We start from the raw sequence: 18808 nt of genomic DNA on the forward strand, positions 1-18808 counted from the left end.
TGTGTCTTCGGGCTCGTTTCCGCCGGAGGGTTTTCATTCCCGGGCAAAAGGAGTAAAATAGAGGTATTGTGTGCGGACAGGCGCCCTACCTGCGCGAAATCGCACGGAAGCAGAACCAATCTACATATAAAGGATGGAAGAATCCGATGTCCAAACAACAGATCGGTGTTGTCGGGCTGGCCGTCATGGGCAAGAACCTGGCACTCAACATTGAAAGCAGAGGCTTTACCGTATCGGTTTATAACCGGTCGCGCGAGAAAACGGACGATCTTATAAAGGAAGCGGCGGGCAAAAATCTCGACGGGACGTATTCGATCGAGGAATTCGTCGCTTCCTTGGAATCGCCGCGCAAAATTTTGATCATGGTTCAGGCCGGCACGGGAACCGACGCGACGATCGATGCGCTCGTTCCGCATCTCGACAAAGGCGATATCATCATCGACGGCGGCAACGCGTACTTCAAGGATACGCAGCGCCGCAGCAAGGATCTTGAAGCGAAGGGCATCCGGTTTATCGGCACGGGCGTTTCGGGCGGCGAAGAAGGCGCGCTCAAAGGACCGTCGATCATGCCGGGCGGCCAGGAATCCGCTTATAGGCTCGTCGAGCCGATTTTGACGGCCATCTCCGCGAACGTCGGCGGCGATCCCTGCTGCACGTACATCGGTCCGGACGGCGCAGGCCACTATGTCAAAATGGTTCACAACGGCATCGAATACGGCGATATGCAGCTGATCTGCGAAGCTTACGACCTGCTCAAGCGCGTGCTCGGCGTTGATACGAAGGAGCTGCAGTCGATTTTCTCCGAATGGAACAAAGGAGAGCTCGACAGCTACCTGATCGAAATTACGGCCGATATTTTCACCAAATACGATCCGGAGACGGACAAGCCGATGGTCGACGTCATCCTCGACTCGGCCGGCCAGAAGGGCACCGGCAAATGGACAAGCCAAAGCTCGCTCGACCTGGGCGTTCCGCTTTCGATCATTACGGAATCGGTATTCTCGCGCTTCCTGTCCGCGCTGAAGGAAGAGCGCACCCATGCGAGCAAGCTGCTGAAGGGACCGCAGAACGCGCCGTATCAAGGCGATAAAGCGGCCTTTATCGAAGCGGTCCGCAAGGCGCTGTTCGCGAGCAAAATTTGCTCGTATGCGCAGGGCTTCGCGCAGATGCGCGCCGCATCCGAGGAGTTCGGCTGGAACCTGCGCTACGGCGACATCGCGATGATTTTCCGCGGCGGATGCATTATCCGCGCCCGCTTCCTCCAAAATATCAAGGACGCGTACGACCGCGATTCGAACCTGCCGAACCTGCTGCTCGACTCGTACTTCAAGGACATTGTCGAGTCGTATCAAGGCGCATGGCGCGAGGTTGTAGCGACGGCCGTCACACAGGGCATCCCGGTGCCGGCGTTCTCGAGCGCGCTCGCTTATTACGACAGCTACCGCACGGAGCGGCTGCCGGCGAACCTGCTGCAGGCGCAGCGCGATTATTTCGGCGCGCACACGTTCAAGCGGGTGGACAAGGAAGGCACGTTCCACTTCAACTGGCTGAATTCCTGAGCCGGTTTCACCGGGACTCCGATTCGGGCAGCAGGCCGAACAGCGCTTCCGCGAGACAGCGGCGGAGGCGATCCGCTTCGGTGCTGAAGACGCGGTGCTTGATCAGCAGCATCGACGCTTCGGCAAAGCTTTGAAAGTTCTTGAGTAAACGTGGCTGGGGAAGAGCGAGCAATTCGGGCGCTTCGTCGGCCACTTTCTTTTTAATATATTCCAGAATCCAGACGGCATCCTCCAGACACATCGGGTAATCCGGACTCATAATCCGTTCGAGCCGGCCCTGTGTGGGATGCGGCTCACGGTGCAGAGCCATGCGCTTCATCTCCCGTTTACGAGAATGGACTAAAACTTCTTCATATCATCTGTACGGCAAAATCTTGTTTTTTATACCCTGTCCAGGCGAACGATGGTATGATAATTCAAAACCGCACGCTGCTGTATCTTCAATCGGCATTAAAAGAGGGGACGACTTCTGATATGACGCTTGCGAAACCCCATGTCGTGCTCGTCGGGTTTATGGGCACCGGCAAATCGACCGTCGGCAAGCTGCTGGCGGAACGCATAGGATTCCGGTATATCGATGCGGATGCCGAAATCGTCCGGCGCGAGGGCCGGGATATACCGGCGATTTTCTCGGAAAGCGGGGAAGCGGCGTTTCGCGCGGCCGAGACGGGTGCGCTCGAAGCGATTTTCGCGCGGGACGAGCCGTCCGTCGTTGCGACCGGCGGCGGCGCCGTCCTGCTGCCCCGCAACCGGGAGCTGATGCTGCGGCACGGCTTCGTGGCAGCATTGACAGCCGACCCCGAACGCATTATTTCGCGGGTGAAGGAGGATGCGTCGCGTCCGCTGCTGCAGGGCGACCTGCGCGAGCGGGTATACCGGCTGCTGGAGGAACGTAAAACGGCGTACGATTTTGCCCATCTTACAATCGATACGACGCTGCTTGACGCCCTGCAGGTGGCCGAGAAGATTGAACAAAACCTGCATAGGGAACGATAACCGCGAAGAGGAGCTGCCACATTCATGGATGTAATCGTAACGCCGACACCGGTGCTGAAGGGCGAAATTCAAGCGCTCTCTTCCAAAAACTACACGACTCGTTACCTGCTCGTCGCGGCGCTGGCGGAAGGGACGAGCACGATTCATTATCCCGCTCACAGTGAGGACAGCGACGCGATGCGCCGCTGCATCCGCGATCTCGGCGCCGTTATCGAAGAGGACGAGACGAAGATCGTGGTGACCGGCTTCGGACGCTCGCCGAGGGACGTTAAGGAGCTGGACGTCGGCAATGCCGGCGCCGTGCTCCGCTTCCTGATGGCGGTCGCCGCCCTCTGCCCCGGCGTCACGTTCATCAACCGCTACCCCGACTCGCTCGGTAAACGTCCGCACGACGACCTGATCGATGCGCTCGGCCAGCTTGGCGTCGAGGTGGACCATAACGAGGGACGGCTGCCGATCACGATTCGCGGCGGACGTCCGAAAGGCGGCAAAATTCGCGTATCCGGCAGCGTCAGCTCGCAATATTTAAGCGCGCTCCTGTTTCTCACTCCGCTGCTGAACGAGGACAGCGAAATCGAGGTGCTGAACGACCTGAAATCGAAGGTGGTCATCGGGCAGACGCTGGAGGTGCTGGAGCAGGCCGGCATCGTGGTGGAAGCGAGCGAGGACCTGATGTTCTATCGCGTTCCCGGCCGTCAGCGCTATCAGGCGAAAAACTATATCGTGCAGGGCGACTACCCGGGATCGGCCGCCATTTTGGCCGCTGCCGCCGTGACGCAGTCCGACGTAACGGTGCATCGTCTCGAAGCGAACAGCCGGCAGGGCGAGCGCGCGATCATCGACGTTCTCCGTACGATGGAAGTGCCGCTGACGCAGGAGAACGGCATCGTCCGCGTAAAAGGGAACGGCCGGCTCAAGGCGCTGGAGTTCGACGGAGACAAGGCGACGGACGCCGTGCTGGCGATGGTGGCGGCGGCGGTATTTGCCGAAGGCACCTCGCGTTTCTATGATGTCGAGAATTTGCGTTATAAGGAATGCGACCGGATCACGGATTACTTGAACGAGCTGCGTAAAGCCGGCGCCAATGTCGAGGAGCGCCAAAGCGAAATTATCGTGCACGGACGTCCCGAGGGCGTCGAGGGCGGCGTCGAAATCAACGCGCATTACGATCACCGGGTCATTATGGCGCTGACGGTCGTCGGCCTGCGCGCGAAGTCTCCCATTCGAATTCGCGACGCCCACCATGTGGCGAAATCGTACCCGCAGTATTTTGATCATTTGAAGGCGCTGGGCGCGAACGTCGAGTGGGCCGATTAACAACCGAAAGGAACGGTGACCGCCATGGCATTTGGAAACCCTTCGAGAGAAGAAATCAAGCGGATTTTGGAAGAAACGCAAACAATAGCCGTCGTCGGCCTGTCCGACAAGCCGGACCGCGCTTCCTACATGGTCGCGGAGGCGATGCAGGCGAAAGGATACCGGATCATCCCGGTCAACCCGAACGCGGAGACGATCCTGGGCGAGAAAAGCTATGCGTCGCTGAAAGAGATTCCGGAGAAGGTCGATATCGTCGACGTGTTCCGGCGCAGCGAGCATACGCCGGAAGTAGCCGCGGAAGCGTCTGCGATCGGGGCGAAAGTTTTTTGGCTGCAGCTTGGCGTTTATAACGAGGAAGCGGCGGAAATCGCGGCCCGCGGCGGGCTGAAGGTCGTCATGGACCGCTGCATCAAAGTTGAAGATTCGATCCTGCTGCCGCATGGAAAACCCAAATCCTGACACAAATAAAATACGGTACTCTTTGCAAAACTAAGGAAGGTTCAAGGACCTGAGCGCCCTTGAATACAGCCAACTTAGCATAATCAAGGAGGACAAACCGTGTATCAACAAGGGTTCCAAAGTCAGCAGCCGATTAACCAGCAGTTCGCGCAGTCGAACCGCTATCAACCGGCCGGTTTCGTTCAGTCCCAATACCAAGGGAGAGCTCAAAGCTTCACGCAAAGCTCGAACCCGGTCATTTCGCATGCCGGTTTGACGGCTCAGCAGCAAAACTACGGGATGTCTTCTGCCCAAACGTTTACGCAAAACAGCAACCCGGTGCTTGCGCATGCCGGCATGACGGCACAGCAGCAAAACATCGGCGCGCAAAGCGCATTCGGTCAGCAGTCGTTCAACCAATCGCACAACCCGGTGCTTGCGCATGCCGGCCTGACGGCTCAAAGCCAGCAAAATTTCGGCGCATCGATGAACCGCGGCCAATCGTTTACGCAAAGCAGCAACCCGGTGCTTGCGCATGCCGGAATGACGGCTCAAAACCAGCAAAGCTTCGGCGCGTCGATGAACCGCGGCCAATCGTTCGCGCAAAGCAGCAACCCGGTGCTTGCGCATGCCGGTCTGACGGCTCAAAATCAGCAAAGCTTCGGCATGTCTTCGATCAACCATGGCCAAACGTTCACGCAAAGCGCCAGCCCAGTTATCTCGCATGCCGGATTGACGGCTCAGCAGCAAAACTTCGGCGCTCAAATGGGACAGCAGCAAACGTACACCCAGTCGCATAATCCGGTTCTGGCGCATGCCGGTATGACCGCTGGCCAAGGCATTTCCTCGCATGCCGGCGCTCAATCCTTTACGCAGCAGTCCCAGCCGGTGATTTCGCATGCCGGCTTCACGGCCGGGCAGGACTTCAGCCAAAATCAGCACGCCGGCCAATTCGGCACTGCGCAAGCCGCAACATCGTACAACCCGGTACTGCAAGCGACGAATGCCGCTCAAAACGAAGGTCCGGTGCTTTCGCATCTGGGCTATTCGTCTCAGCAGCAATTCCGTTAATTGCAGCATCGGCAGCAGGGATTACACGAGCGGCGGACCGGAAGGTCCGCCGTTTTTATTTTGACAAAGCATGCCGCAGCGCGTACCATCAAAAGATAGAGGACATCTGCCAATGCGAAAGGGGGGTGCGGATGAAAATCAATATGATGGGGCACCTGCAGCAGCTCGGGAGATCGCTCATGCTGCCGACCATCGTGCTGCCCGGCGCCGCGGTCTTTCTCAGCCTGAGCGCGCTGCCCTGGGCCAGCATGGGACTGCCGAGCGTCCAAACCCATCTCCATACGGCGGGCATGGCCCTGTTTACCTTCCTGCCTTATTTATTCGCATTCGGCGTCGCCATGGGCATGACGAGCAATGCGGGCGCGGCGGGACTGGCCGCGCTGGCCGGCATGTTCATCTATACGGGCATCATTAATGCCAGTCATTACGAGCTGGAACCGACCGTTTTTACCGGCGTCATTATCGGCTTGTTCGCAAGTATTTTCAATGAGAAGTTTAAATCGATCAAGCTTCCCGAATATATTCAATTTTTCGGCGGGCCGCGGTTTGTGCCGCTGATTGTCAGCCTGTTCTCCGCCCTGTGGGCCATGATTATGGTCCAGATTGCGCCGGCCCTCCATAACTCGCTTATTGCGCTCGGCGACATCGTATCGTCCGGAGGCGGCTTCGGCGTCTTTCTGTTCGGTTTCGTGCTGCGCATTCTGGTCGTATTCGGCCTGCATCATCTCGTCAGCCACGTCTTCTGGTTTCAGGTCGGGGGGTACACGCTGCCGAACGGCCAGGTGGTATTCGGCGATTTGCCGCGATTTTTCGCCGGCGATCCGACCGCAGGCGCTTTTATGGCCGGCCTGTATCCGACGATGATGTTTGCGCTGCCGGCGATTGCGTTCGCCATCATTGACGAGGCGCGCGAGGATTTAAAGCCGAAAATCCGCAAAACGTTCCTGGTGGCGGCGCTTTCGTCGTTTCTGACCGGCGTAACCGAGCCGATCGAGTTCGCTTTTCTGTTCGTTGCGCCGTATTTGTTTATCGTCCATGCGCTGCTGTCCGGCCTCATGATGTGGTTCACCTACGAGCTCGGCATCCGGGACGGCTTCTCGTTCTCGGCCGGGGCGCTCGATTTTCTCGTCAACGAGCATCTGGCGACGAAAGGCTGGCTGCTCATCCCGATCGGCATCGTGTTCGGCCTGATCTATTACGTGCTCTTCCGGTGGGCGATCCGCAGATTCCAAATTCCGACGCCGGGCCGCGAGGAAGGCTCCCAGCTCGACGAATGGGCCGGCGACATTCCGTACCGGGCGCCGCTTATTTTGGAGGCGATCGGCGGTAAGGAGAACATCGTCCAAATGGAAGCGTGTATTACGAGACTGAGGCTGAAGGTGAGCAACGAGCGGCTGATCGACATCGACTCGCTGAAAGCGCTCGGGGCGGCGGGCGTCATCCGGCTAGGCGGGGGCAACGTGCAGATCGTGTTCGGCACTTATTCCGAGCTGATCCGCGAGGAGATGGACAAGGCGATCCGCCGCGACCAGTCGCGCGTCCTGTTCAACGCGCCGGTACAGGGGCGGATGATGCCGCTGACCGAGGTGCCGGACCCGATCTTCGCCGGCAAGCTGGTCGGCGACGGCGTCGCGTTCATGCCGGAGCGGGGCGAGCTGGTGGCGCCGGTCGGCGGCAAAGTGATTCACGTTTACCCGTCGATGCACGCGGTCGGCATCCGCACGCCGGAAGGGCTTGACGTGCTGCTGCACATCGGCATCGATACCTCGCAGCTGAAGGGGAAGGGCTTCAAGGCGCTCGTGAAGGAAGGCGATGCGGTCGTCCCCGGGCAGCTGCTGATCACCTTCGACTTAAACACGGTGCGCAAAGGCGGCAAATCGCTTGCGACGCCGATGGTCATTACGAATTCGGAGCGGGTCAGCTCCTGGAGCTTTGCGCCGTTTAAAACGGTCAAGCGCGGGCAGGCTTCGGTCATGTCGGTCGTGCTGAAAGAGAGAAGCGGAGGGGAGAAACCGTGATTCAAGGGATAGGGGCATCTGCGGGCGTGGCGATCGGCAAGGCGTTCGTGCTGCCGAATTGGGAATGGGATTTGCCCGAGCAAAAAATCGACGTCGGCGATTTGGCCCGGGAATTCGACCGGCTTTACGAGGGCATCCGCACCTCCAAAGTAGAGATCCGGCAGATGAAAGACGAGCTTCGCGAAGTGGTGGGCACGGACGAAAGCTACATTTTCGACGCCCATTTGGCCATACTGGACGATCCGGTATTCATGAACGAAATCCAGGGCATCATCCAGCGCCAGTATAAGGCCGCGGAGGTGGCCGTCAAGGAAGCGATCGATCATTTCGTGACGATGTTCGATCTGCTGGACGACGAATATATGAAGGAACGCGCGCTCGACATCAAAGACGTCGGCAACCGGCTGCTGAAGCATCTGCTTGGCGCGCCGGAAATTACGCTTCCGATCGATACGCAGCCTTTCATTCTCGTCGCCAAGGAGCTTTCTCCCTCGCAGCTGGCGCACCTCAATCCGAATCATGTGCTCGGCATCGCGACGCTGGCCGGGAGCACCACCTCGCATTCGGCGATCATGGCGAGGGCGCTCGGAATTCCGCTTGTCGTCGGGCTGGAATCGAAGCTGGAGGAGCCGATTGCGACCGGCGATTTCATGATTATCGACGGCGAGACCGGCATCGTGCATCTCGATCCTCCCGGGGAGATCGTCGCCTCCTATACCGAGCTGCAGCGGCGGCAGCAGGAAGAGCGCCAGCGGCTGAAAACGATCGTCGAGGTCCAATCGGTGACGCTGGACGGCAAGGAAATGGAGCTGGCGGCCAATATCAGCTCGATGAAAGAGCTGGATGTGGCGCTGCAGAGCGGCACGCACGGCGTCGGCCTGTTCCGTACGGAGTTTCTGTATATGGACCGCAGCCGGCTGCCGCAGGAGGAGGAGCAGTTCGACGTGTATAAGAGCGTCGCCGAGAAGCTGGACGGGCGGCCGCTCATCATTCGGACGCTCGATATCGGCGGCGACAAACAGCTCGATTATTTCGAGCTGCCCGAAGAGGAGAATCCGTTTCTCGGCTACCGGGCCATTCGCATCTGCCTCGACAAAACGGATTTGTTCAAGACCCAGCTCCGGGCAATCCTGCGGGCCAGCCATTACGGAACCGTAAAAATCATGTACCCGCTCATCTCGTCGGTGGAGGAGGTGCGCGCGGCCAATAAGCTGCTGGCGGAAGCGAAAGCCGAGCTGCAGGCGGAGGGAAAGCCGTTTAAGTCCGACATTGAAGTGGGCATTATGATCGAGCTTCCGGCCGCGGTCGTCATCGCCGACATGCTTGCGGCGGAAGTCGATTTCTTCAGCATCGGCACGAACGACCTGGTGCAGTTTACGCTGGCGGTCGACCGGATGAACGATCAAATCTCGCATTTATACGAGCCGTACCATCCGGCGGTGATCCGGATGCTCAAGCTGACGGTCGATGCGGCCAAGCGGCGGGGCATTCACGTCGGCGTCTGCGGCGAACTGGCGGGCGACGTCCGCGCGCTGCCGATATGGCTGGCGCTTGACGTCGACGAGCTCAGCATGTCGGCCAACGCGATTTTGCAGGTGAAAGAAAGGCTGCTGCGCCTGCAGCGGCGCGACAGCCTCGCGTTGTTCGACAATATTTTGGAATGCCCGACGAGCGGTCAAATTCATGCGATGCTCGCCGGCTTTCAGCCCGGAAACGCCGTCTCCGGCGATTGACGATCCGGTATCGCCGGTAGGCCGGGCGCCGCTTCGCTTGAAGCATCCGCAGGAAGGTGCGATCGACGGCGCAGCCTCAATCGGCATGGATGAACCACACGGACGCTCCGAGCATTCGGCATTGGCCGGATGGCGGGTCAATAAGCTGCTGAAGCGCAACCAGACCGCGGCGGCCGCCGGCCCTTTATTAACGGCTGGCGGCGGACAATGCGTCCACGAACGCTTTGGCGTACGGCGGCAGATCCGGCGGGCGACGGGCGGAAACGAGGTGTCCGTCCACGACGACCGGTTCGTCGAGCCAGACGGCGCCGGCGTTCTCCATATCGTCACGGATGCCGGGGGTGGAGGTTACCCGGCGGCCGCTTAATATTTTGGCGGAGATGAGCACCCACCCGGCATGGCAAATTTGCCCGATCGGCTTGCGCGCCTTGTCGAGCTCGCGCACGAGCTGCAGCACCTGCGGATAGCGGCGCAGCTTATCCGGCGCCCACCCGCCGGGAACGAGCAGCCCGTCGATGCGCGTGCCGTCCATTTCGTCGAACGAAATGTCCGCTTTGGCGGGTACGCCGTATTTGCCGATATGGGTGCGGTTTTTCTCCGGACCGGCAAACAGGACGGCGGCACCTTCCTCGCGCACCCGGTAAACGGGATACCAGAGCTCCAAATCTTCAAAATCGTCATCGACCAGGCAGATGACCGTTTTTCCTTGCAGCGACAACCAAAATCCCTCCTTATCGAGAACGATGAATCCGATTTTATTGTAACGAAGGTGAACCGATGAATCAAACGGGCGTCAAGCCGTCCCGCAGAGCGCTGCGCTTTATTCCGGCCGTGCTGGTCATGGCGGCCATCTTCACGCTTTCCGCTCAGTCGGGCAGCGAGCTCAATACGTTTCTGCCTTGGTTCCAAAAGCTGTTTCCGGCCATGCAGTCGTTCGACTGGGCCCACTTTATCGCCTATTTCGTGCTTGCGGCCGCATTCGATTTCGGCTTCGGCCGGCAGGGGGACCGCTGGACGGTCAAGCTGCTGATCGTGCTCCTGTCCGGCTTGTACGGACTGACCGACGAATATCACCAGTCGTTCGTCGCCGGACGCACGCCCGACCCGGCGGATATCCTTCACGACTGCATCGGAGCCGCGCTGGCTGTGCTGATTGCGGCGGTTCCGTTCGTACGGGAACGCTGGCGGCGGCTCGCCAAATAGCGGGAGAGTTAAAAATTACATCGGCGCGCGAAGAAGGACTTTTTGTAAAAAGGGTCGAAGTAGTTAGCCTGACTAGGACGCCGTCCGCGCAAGGCGGACAGGGGCGCTGCTTCCAGAAGGAGTGACCATTTTGCAAAAACGTTGTCCTTGCGGCGATGTTATGGTAATGAAACTGCGAACCCTTATTTATTCGGGTAAGGTTGAAATCGACAATGTGCCGATCTATTCCTGCCCTTCATGCAAACGGAGCGAGGTGTTCGCCGAGGTAAAGACGGACCTTACCGGACTGATCGGCAAACTGGGGACTCATCCGGTAAAACAAACTTACCTGTTTAACGAGTGGAATGAATGGGCAGATTTGTTAGTAGAGGCTTTTCACGACAAACGAATGTCGGATCCCGCGGCTGTGATGCGGCTGATGGAGGGGCGGATCGATACGCTGCTCGATTTGTATACGGTTGCGAAGTCCTGCGGGGACGAAGCCTGGATGGAAGATGTACATAAGCGGCTTGTTCAGCTGAGCCGCAGCTTGTCCCAATTGCGGGCGTAACGCCGATTGGAAGGGGGACGAATCGTGGAACGAATGCAAAGCTTAAGCTCGGTTACTCAGTGGCGGGACATTCTGGAGGCGTCGAACGCGAAGCCGCAGCTGCTGTTCAAACACAGCACGAGCTGCCCGGTGAGCGCGGGAGCGTACGATGAGCTGTCCAACTGGCTGGAGGACGCGGAAGCGAGCGATTTCGACTGTTTTCTCCTCCGGGTGATCGAGGACAGGGACGTTTCGGATGCCGTGGCTGCCGCGCTTGGCGTCAAACATGAGTCTCCCCAGCTCCTTTATTTGGCGAACGGCGAGGCGAAATGGCACGTTTCGCATTGGGATATCACATACTCGACATTAGAAGCTCATCTCGGGAAACATTGCGAAAAGTAATATTTTGTCGTATCATTACGGTAAAGTAATGCGGCGCGAGATTAAAATTTGAACTAATGGAGAGAAGGACCGTGACGGTAACCATTTATGATGTAGCAAGAGAAGCAGGCGTTTCGATGGCAACGGTATCTCGGGTCGTAAACAACAATCCGAACGTGAAGCCGCAGACGCGCAAGAAAGTGTTCGAGGCGATTGAGCGGCTCGGCTATCGTCCGAATGCGGTTGCGCGCGGTTTGGCCAGCAAAAAAACGACGACCGTCGGCGTCGTCATCCCCGATATATCGAACTCGATCTTCGCCGAGGTGGCGCGGGGCATCGAGGATATTGCCAACATGTACCATTACAATATCATATTGTGCAATGCGGACAAGAAGAAGGACAAGGAAATCCGCGTGATCAATACGCTGCTGGAGAAGCAGGTCGACGGGCTCGTCTTTATGGGCGGCGCCGTGACGGACGAGCATTTGCAGGCGTTCAAGACGGCGAACGTGCCGATCGTGCTGTGTGCGACGACGGATGAGAACGGCACGATTCCGTCGGTCGATATCGATCATGAAGGCGCAGCGTTCGATGCGGTGCAAATGCTGATTCGCGGCGGGCACAAGCGGATTGCCATGATCAGCGGTACGCTGCAGGATCCGGCCAACGGCTATGCCCGTTTTCAGGGCTACAAGCGCGCGCTTGAAGCGGCAGGCCTGCCGTATGACGAGAATTTGGTCCGGGTCGGCAATTACCGGTATGAATCCGGCGCGGAAGCGATGAAATATTTCCTTGAGCTGAAGGACCGCCCGACGGCCGTGTTTGCGGCGACGGACGAAATGGCGATCGGCGCCATTCATTGCATTCAGGATTCGGGTCTGAAGGTTCCGGACGATATTTCGGTCATCAGCGTCGACAACAGCCGTATGGCTTCGATGGTCCGCCCGCAGCTGACGGCAGTCGCTCAGCCGATGTACGATATCGGCGCCGTTTCCATGCGTCTCTTGACGAAGCTGATGAAGAAGGAGTCGGTGGACCAGGCGAAAGTGGTGCTGCCGCACGAAATCGTCAGCCGCCAATCGGTGGGAAGCAAATAGATGACGGAACGTTTTCGCAAAATCGGCATTATCGGCGCTATGGTCGAAGAGATCGATCTTCTGCACAAGCATGTCGAGAAGACGGGCTCTTTCGTAAAAGCGGGGATTACCTATGTGGAAGGAACGCTGCACGGCCGCAGCGTCATTTTTTGCAAATCGGGCGTCGGCAAAGTGAATGCGGCCGTCTGCACGCAGCTGCTGATCGACGCCGGCGCGGGCTGCGTCCTGTTTACCGGGGTGGCCGGCGCCGTCGACCCTTCGCTCGATATTGGCGATCTCGTCGTATCGACTTCGTGTTTGCAGCATGATATGGATTGTTCGCCGCTTGGATTTGCGCGCGGGCAAATCCCGTTTCAGGACGTCTGGGAATTTGCGGCGGATCCGGAGCTTGTGAAGCTTGCGTCGGACGCCTGCGAGGCGCTCTTTCCCGGCCGCAGCATGAAAGGCAAGGTGCTCTCCGGCGATCAGTTTATCGCTTCGCGCGAAACAGTCCGAGAGCTGCATGAGGAGCTTGGCGGCGCCTGCACGGAGATGGAAGGAGCTGCGCTCGCCCAAGTATGCGCGATGAACGGAACGCCGTTCGTCGTCATTCGCTCGATGTCGGATAAGGCGGACGGCTCGGCGCATGTGAATTTTGCCGAATTTACAGTCCAGGCCTCCATTCATTCGCATCGCATCATCGACGAAATGATCCGCCATCTGTAATCGTGAAAAAAGCTATCGATCGGACAGCCGCCTAAGTGGCTGTTCCATCGATAGCTTTTTTGTTTGCAAGGCCGCTCAGGAACAAAGACGCGGGCAGCCGTTTTCCGTTCGGCTAAGAAGGTGATGAGTCCTTCGCCATGTTATGTCGCTTCACGAAAGGCACGAGTCGGTTTCCGTCCGTCGGCCCTGCCGTCCCGTGCGTTGAGCGCGCTGTGCCCGGGAGGAGCGCGCGCGAGATGCTACTTGGCCGCTACGGCTTCAAGCGGCTTGTCAGCAGGCTTCGGCGCATGTTCCGTTGCAGGCTCCGTTTTCGGCGCATGCTCCGTTGCAGGCTTCGGCGCATGCTCTGTTTCAGGCTCCATTGCAAGTTCCGTTGCTGACCCCGTGCCGGCCGCTGCCGCACGCCGCGGACTGCTTTTGCCGTGCGGGATGCACATCGGCGTTCCATAGATCGGGTCCGGCATGATCTTGCACTTCAGCTGGAACACCTGATCGATCAATGACTCGTCGACAATCGCTTCGGGGCGGCCTTGTCCTTCAATTTTGCCGCAGCGGATGGCGACGATATGGTCGGCATAACGGCAGGCAAGATTGATATCGTGCAGCACCATGACGATAGTACGTTTTTCCCGTTCGTTCAGCTCGTAAAGCAGGTCCAGCACTTCGATCTGGTGCGTTAAATCGAGATAGGTGGTCGGCTCGTCAAGCAAAATGACCGGCGTATCCTGCGCCAGCGTCATGGCGATCCATGCGCGCTGCCGCTGGCCGCCGGAGAGCGAATCTACGGTTCGCTCGGCGAAATCGCTCATTCCGGTCGCGGCGAGCGCCGACATCACGGCGGCCTCGTCTTCGCGGGACCACATTTTCAGCCAGCTTTGGTACGGATAACGGCCCTGCTTCACCAGCTGCAGGACGGTGAACCCTTCCGGCACCGTCGGTCCCTGGGGCAGAATGGACAGCTTGCGCGCCACCTCCTTCGTGGACATGCCGGCGATATCGCCGCCGTCCAGCACGACGCTGCCGCGCTGGGGCTTCAGCAGCCTTGCCATGGAGCGCAGCAGCGTCGATTTGCCGCAGCCGTTGCTGCCGATAAACACGGTGATTTTTTCTTTCGGAATCGCCAGATCGAGATCCTCGAAAATGAAGGCGTCCCCATAGGACAAGCCGAGCCCTTTCGCTTCCAATACGCCCATAGCGGCATTCCTCCCGGTCAAGATTGATTGCGGTTCCGATACAGCAGATACATAAAGAAAGGTGCGCCGATCGCGGCGGTAAATACTCCGGCCGGCACATCCTGCGGCAGAAAAGCGGTGCGTGCCACCAGATCGGCGACGAGCAGAATGATAGCTCCGATCAGGGCGCTGACCGGCAGCAGGCCGCCGAACGACGGGCCGACGAGCTTGCGTGCAATATGCGGAGCCATAAGCCCGATAAACGAAATCGCGCCGCCGATTGCCACGGCCGAACCCGCCAGGGCGATGCTCAGTGTCAGCAGGACCAGCCGCTGCTTCTGCACGCGCGCGCCGGCGCTGCTGGCGACATCGTCGCCGAGCGCCTGGATATTGACCTGGCGGGCCTGCAGCCAGGTAAGCGGCAGCAGCACGGCGACCCACGGCAGCAGCGTAACGACGTCGTTATCCCACGAGGAGCCGTAAATCGTGCCGGTCATGAACGTCAGCGACTGGTTGGCAAGCTGCATCGGACCCGAAATAATGAACATATAGGAGATGGACTTGACCGCGGCCGAAATCCCGATTCCGATCAGCACGAGCCGAAGAGGCGAGACGCCGTTTTTCCAAGCCAATACGTAAAGCAGCACCGCGATCGCAAATGCGCCGGCGATTGAAGCAAGAGGCATCCAATGAATCGATATGGTACCCTGAAACAGAAAAATAAACAGCACGGCTCCGAGCGCGGCGCCTTCCGTAACGCCCGTAATATCGGGCGAAGCGAGCGGATTCCGGACGATTCCCTGCAGCACGGCGCCGCTGGAAGCGAGCGATGCGCCGACGAGAACGGCGATGACGATCCGCGGCAGCCGAAGCTGCTCGACGATGACCTGGGACGTCGGATCGGCCGAGCCGAAAATCGCTTTGACGACGGTGAGAGGCGAAATATATTCGCTGCCGATTCCCGTACTTACGATCATCAGCGCAGCGCAAAACGCAAGCAGGATGCCTGCGGTCCAAACGGTTCGTTTCTCGATCAGTGCGGAGAACGCGGAGCCGGGCGTGCGGTATGCAGAATATTTGCTCATTGGGCGCGTCTCCCTTTCCTGGCAATGTGGACAAAAAACGGCACGCCGATCACCGCGGTCATAACGCCGACGGGCACTTCCTGCGGCATGGCGATGTATCGGGAGCCGAGATCGGCCGATACGAGCAGCAGCGCGCCCATCACGGCGCAGTAAGGCAGCAGCCAGCGATGATCGGGGCCGGCGATGTGCCGCGCGATATGAGGGACGACGATGCCGACGAAGGCGATCGGCCCGGCAACCGCAACCGAGCCTCCGGCCAGCAGGATGACGGACACCGCCGCGAACGTTTTCACGTATGCGGTGCGCTGCCCGAGCCCTGTCGCCACGTCGTCGCCGATGCCGAGGACGTTCAGATGCCGGGGCAGAAGCATCGCGATCAGCATGCCGGCCGCCAAATACGGCAACGCGTACGACAGCTGGTTCAGGCTGCGTCCGGCGACCGAACCGACCAGCCATGCGAGGATCTGGTCGAACGCTCTGCCGTCCGTCAGCATTACACCTTGGGTTAGCGAAGCGAAAAAAGCGGCCATGGATGCGCCGGCCAGCGTAATTTTAACCGGCGTCATGCCGTCCCTGCCGATGCTCCCCATGAAAAAGACGATGCCGCCGCTGACCGCAGCTCCGGCCAGCGCCACCCATGTTAACGCGTCCAGTCCCGACAAGCCGAGCAGACTTGACGCCAAAATGATAAAGAACGCGGCTCCCGCATTGACGCCGAGCGTGCTCGGGGAAGCGATCGGATTGCGCGTGATCGCCTGCATGACAGCGCCCGCGACGGCCAGCGACGCGCCTGCCGATGTGGCAATCAAGGCACGGGGGACACGGGCCGTTCGAATAATGAGGTGTTCGTTGCTGCCGTTAAAATGAATGAAGGATTGCCATACGTCCGATAACGGGATGTTCGTCACTCCGAGCGTTATACTGCCTATAACTGCGGCTGCAAGCGCCAAACTGAAGCTAATTAGTCCCATAATTTTAAACATATTCCAGAATTGCTCCGATCAATGAGAGTCATTATCAGCAGGTTCATTTTGCATTTTAGAGGAAGCGTTCCGGCATGTCAACGACTTTGATAATCGTTATCAATTTTATGTTGACAAGGCGGGTTGGCTTCGTTATAGTTTTGAATTGTGAATGAGAATCATTTTCATTATAATCGATTTTGAAGGAATGCAGGGGGAACGACAATGACAAAAATGTGGACGAACCGATCCCGCAAACGTGCGGTATGGTGGGCTGTACTGACTTTGATGCTGACGATGGCGCTTAGCGGATGCGGAAAACCCGCCGCTAACGACAACGGCGGCGCCGCGGCGCCGGAAGGCACCGGTTCAACCAGCGCCTCCGGCTCCGGTTCGGCCGGGAGCGGCGAATATACGATTGAGCATGCGATGGGAAAAACCGTCATTAAAGGAACGCCGAAGCGGATCGTCGTGCTGACGAACGAAGGGACCGAAGCGGTGCTGGCGCTCGGCATCAAACCGGTTGGCGCCGTGGAGTCGTACGAGGGCGATCCGTGGTATCCCCATATTAAAGCGGAGATGGACGGGGTCACCGTCGTCGGCAAGGAAAGCCAGCCTAATCTGGAGCTTATTGCCGGCCTGAAGCCGGATCTCATTCTGGGCAACAAAATGCGCCAAGAGAAAGTGTACGAGCAGCTCAGCGCAATTGCGCCGACCGTCATGTCGGAAGACCTGCGCGGCAACTGGATGAACAATTTCAAGCTGTATGCGGAAGCGCTGAACAAGAAGGCCGAAGGCGATGCGCTGCTGGCCGATTTCAACAAACGCATCCAGGACTTTAAATCGAAAGCCGGCGACAAGCTGAAGGAAACCGTATCCGTCGTTCGTTTTATGTCGGGCAAAACGCGGGTGTACCATACCAATACGTTTTCGGGCATTCTTTTCAGCGAGCTCGGCATTGCGCGCAACGAAATGACGAAGAACGCCAAAAATACGTTCGCCGATGAAATTACGAAGGAACGTCTTCCGGAAGTGGACGCGGACCGGCTGTTTTATTTGACCTATGAAACCGGCGACGGCAAAGCGAGCGATACCGAGAAGGAATGGACGAACGATCCGCTCTGGAAAAATTTAAATGCGGTCAAAAGCGGCCATGCGTATAAGGTGGACGACGCGATTTGGAATACGGCGGGAGGCATTAAAGCGGCAAACTTGATGCTCGATCAGCTGTACGAGATTTACGGCTTGCAGAAATAAACCGAATCGCCGGTTGTTTGCGCTCGAGAAGGCAAACAACCGGTTTTTTTGCGCCTATGAGCTCGCCTGCCGATCATCCGGCGAGGCATATGCGCCTACTGCTTACACATCCTGTACGGCGATTTCCGCCGTCCGGCGATTGCGTTCCGCGATCTCTGCTCTTCTCGGCATCGGCTCCCATCCGGCCGTATCGTCGAGCCAATGGGGCGGAAGCGGATCGGGGCTTTCCGCCTGCCAGCGGCCCAGCCAGCCCTCCGGCAGCGGCACGTTGCCCTCCGCAAGAGCGGCTGCGAGCGGGTGGCCGGACATTTCCAGCCAGACAACCGCCCACGCGCGCGGTACGACGCGCCAGATGTCGTAGCCGCCGCCTCCGAGCGCAATCCAGCGGCCGCCGGCATAACGATGCGCCAGGCGATGAACGATCGCGGGAATGTCGCGGTAGATGCGCATGCTGCAGTGGATGTGCGACAGCGGATCGTTGGCGTGCGCATCGCAGCCGTGCTGGCTGACAATCACGTCCGGCTTGAAGGCCGCGGCCGCTTTTTCCACCGTTTGCGCGAAGCACTCCAGCCACGAATCGTCTTCCGTATACGGCTCCAGCGGGACGTTGATCGCGGTGCCGAAGCCCTGGTCCGCGCCGCGCTCATGGACGAAGCCCGTTCCGGGGAACAGGTATTTGCCCGTTTCATGAATGGAGTACGTCAAGACGTCGGGGTCGTGATAGAACGTCCACTGGACGCCGTCGCCGTGATGAACGTCCGTATCGATATACATGACGCGTGCGCCGTGCGTTAGCCGGATGCGCGTTATCGCGATCGAGGCATCGTTATACACGCAAAAGCCGGAACCGCGGTCCGGGAAGGCGTGATGCAGTCCCCCCGCCATATGATAGGCATGCAGCGCCCGGCCGCTCATCACCGTGTCCGCCGCCGCGGCCGAGCCTGCGGCAATGGCGGCCGCAGCGGCGTGCATGCCGGGAAAATAAGGCGTATCCCCGGTTCCGAGCCCGTATCCGGAAGCTTTCCGGACCGCTGCCGGGACGGGGGATTCGCCGCTCAGCGCCTTTACAAGCTCGATATAATCGTCACGGTGTACGGTTACAAGGAGCGGGCCTCCGTCCAGATCTGCCGCTGCAACCTGCTCGTTTCTCAATGCGCCGCTTATCTCCAGCAGACTTTCGGCAAGCGTAAGACGCATGGGATGAAAAGGATGATTGTCGTTGAATTTGTAGCGGGCTGCTCCCGGGTGCCGGATAAATGCCGCATGGTCCGTCATCGCGTACGCT

The 18808-nt window shown here is 58.8% G+C and carries 19 protein-coding genes; 13 read left to right on the top strand and 6 right to left on the bottom strand.

The window, feature by feature from the left end; translation table 11 throughout:
* The first annotated feature begins 146 nt into the window (after positions 1 to 146).
* Positions 147 to 1559, top strand: coding sequence for an NADP-dependent phosphogluconate dehydrogenase (gene gndA / locus PD282_RS09585; RefSeq protein ID WP_274650441.1), 1413 nt, complete (start codon positions 147 to 149; stop codon positions 1557 to 1559).
* A gap of 7 nt (positions 1560 to 1566) precedes the next feature.
* Here the strand turns inward: gndA and PD282_RS09590 are convergent, their stop codons facing one another.
* A complete protein-coding gene (locus PD282_RS09590; RefSeq protein WP_274650443.1) occupies positions 1567 to 1869 on the bottom strand; it encodes a hypothetical protein in 303 nt (100 codons plus the stop codon).
* Between the two features lie 164 nt (positions 1870 to 2033).
* Here PD282_RS09590 and PD282_RS09595 point away from each other — a divergent pair, with 164 nt between their 5' ends.
* The 6 genes from PD282_RS09595 to ptsP all read left to right on the top strand — a co-directional run bounded on the left by PD282_RS09595 (position 2034) and on the right by ptsP (position 9132).
* On the top strand, positions 2034 to 2555 hold the full coding sequence (locus PD282_RS09595) for a shikimate kinase (protein ID WP_274650445.1): 522 nt from the start codon (positions 2034 to 2036) through the stop codon (positions 2553 to 2555).
* A 24-nt stretch (positions 2556 to 2579) separates the two neighbouring features.
* Positions 2580 to 3872, top strand: coding sequence for a 3-phosphoshikimate 1-carboxyvinyltransferase (aroA, locus tag PD282_RS09600; RefSeq protein ID WP_274650447.1), 1293 nt, complete (start codon positions 2580 to 2582; stop codon positions 3870 to 3872).
* 24 nt (positions 3873 to 3896) lie between these two features.
* Entirely contained in the window at positions 3897 to 4331 is a 435-nt protein-coding gene (locus tag PD282_RS09605) for a CoA-binding protein (RefSeq protein WP_274650449.1), read from the top strand.
* 99 nt (positions 4332 to 4430) lie between these two features.
* The gene (locus PD282_RS09610) at positions 4431 to 5381 is read left to right on the top strand and encodes a serine-rich family protein (protein WP_274650451.1); all 951 of its coding nucleotides are present in this window, start codon (positions 4431 to 4433) and stop codon (positions 5379 to 5381) included.
* 137 nt (positions 5382 to 5518) lie between these two features.
* Positions 5519 to 7399, top strand: coding sequence for a glucose PTS transporter subunit IIA (locus PD282_RS09615; RefSeq protein ID WP_274655128.1), 1881 nt, complete (start codon positions 5519 to 5521; stop codon positions 7397 to 7399).
* Entirely contained in the window at positions 7396 to 9132 is a 1737-nt protein-coding gene (gene ptsP, locus PD282_RS09620) for a phosphoenolpyruvate--protein phosphotransferase (RefSeq protein WP_274650453.1), read from the top strand. The genes PD282_RS09615 and ptsP overlap by 4 nt, the downstream gene beginning before the upstream one ends.
* Before the next feature lie 187 nt (positions 9133 to 9319).
* Here the strand turns inward: ptsP and PD282_RS09625 are convergent, their stop codons facing one another.
* Entirely contained in the window at positions 9320 to 9850 is a 531-nt protein-coding gene (locus PD282_RS09625; protein ID WP_274650456.1) for a type 1 glutamine amidotransferase domain-containing protein, read from the bottom strand.
* Positions 9851 to 9909: 59 nt separating this feature from the next.
* Here PD282_RS09625 and PD282_RS09630 point away from each other — a divergent pair, with 59 nt between their 5' ends.
* The 5 genes from PD282_RS09630 (at position 9910) to PD282_RS09650 (ending at position 13047) form a co-directional block, all read left to right on the top strand.
* Positions 9910 to 10335, top strand: a complete 426-nt coding sequence (locus PD282_RS09630) for a VanZ family protein (protein ID WP_274650458.1) — start codon at positions 9910 to 9912, stop codon at positions 10333 to 10335.
* Between the two features lie 166 nt (positions 10336 to 10501).
* Positions 10502 to 10885 carry a hypothetical protein gene (locus PD282_RS09635; protein WP_338045171.1) on the top strand — a complete coding sequence of 128 codons (384 nt, stop codon included), beginning with the start codon at positions 10502 to 10504 and terminating at the stop codon, positions 10883 to 10885.
* A 33-nt stretch (positions 10886 to 10918) separates the two neighbouring features.
* A complete protein-coding gene (gene ytxJ, locus PD282_RS09640) occupies positions 10919 to 11266 on the top strand; it encodes a bacillithiol system redox-active protein YtxJ (protein ID WP_274655130.1) in 348 nt (115 codons plus the stop codon).
* 71 nt (positions 11267 to 11337) lie between these two features.
* The gene (gene ccpA, locus PD282_RS09645) at positions 11338 to 12342 is read left to right on the top strand and encodes a catabolite control protein A (protein WP_274650462.1); all 1005 of its coding nucleotides are present in this window, start codon (positions 11338 to 11340) and stop codon (positions 12340 to 12342) included.
* Positions 12343 to 13047, top strand: a complete 705-nt coding sequence (locus PD282_RS09650; RefSeq protein WP_274650465.1) for a 5'-methylthioadenosine/adenosylhomocysteine nucleosidase — start codon at positions 12343 to 12345, stop codon at positions 13045 to 13047.
* Positions 13048 to 13286: 239 nt separating this feature from the next.
* Here PD282_RS09650 and PD282_RS09655 read toward each other — a convergent pair whose 3' ends face one another.
* The 3 genes from PD282_RS09655 to PD282_RS09665 are packed head-to-tail and all read right to left on the bottom strand — an operon-like array spanning position 13287 to position 16287.
* Complete coding sequence (locus tag PD282_RS09655; protein WP_274650467.1) at positions 13287 to 14240, bottom strand: ABC transporter ATP-binding protein; 954 nt, start codon at positions 14238 to 14240, stop codon at positions 13287 to 13289.
* A gap of 17 nt (positions 14241 to 14257) precedes the next feature.
* A complete protein-coding gene (locus PD282_RS09660; protein WP_274650469.1) occupies positions 14258 to 15304 on the bottom strand; it encodes a FecCD family ABC transporter permease in 1047 nt (348 codons plus the stop codon).
* Entirely contained in the window at positions 15301 to 16287 is a 987-nt protein-coding gene (locus PD282_RS09665) for a FecCD family ABC transporter permease (protein WP_274650471.1), read from the bottom strand. The genes PD282_RS09660 and PD282_RS09665 overlap by 4 nt, the downstream gene beginning before the upstream one ends.
* A gap of 213 nt (positions 16288 to 16500) precedes the next feature.
* Between PD282_RS09665 and PD282_RS09670 the strand changes: the two genes are divergently transcribed.
* Positions 16501 to 17523, top strand: a complete 1023-nt coding sequence (locus PD282_RS09670; RefSeq protein WP_274655132.1) for an ABC transporter substrate-binding protein — start codon at positions 16501 to 16503, stop codon at positions 17521 to 17523.
* Between the two features lie 102 nt (positions 17524 to 17625).
* Here the strand turns inward: PD282_RS09670 and PD282_RS09675 are convergent, their stop codons facing one another.
* Complete coding sequence (locus PD282_RS09675) at positions 17626 to 18798, bottom strand: acetoin utilization protein AcuC (RefSeq protein ID WP_274650473.1); 1173 nt, start codon at positions 18796 to 18798, stop codon at positions 17626 to 17628.
* Positions 18799 to 18808: the final 10 nt, after the last annotated feature.

Source organism: Paenibacillus humicola (genome assembly GCF_028826105.1).
Taxonomy (GTDB): domain Bacteria; phylum Bacillota; class Bacilli; order Paenibacillales; family Paenibacillaceae; genus Paenibacillus_Z; species Paenibacillus_Z humicola.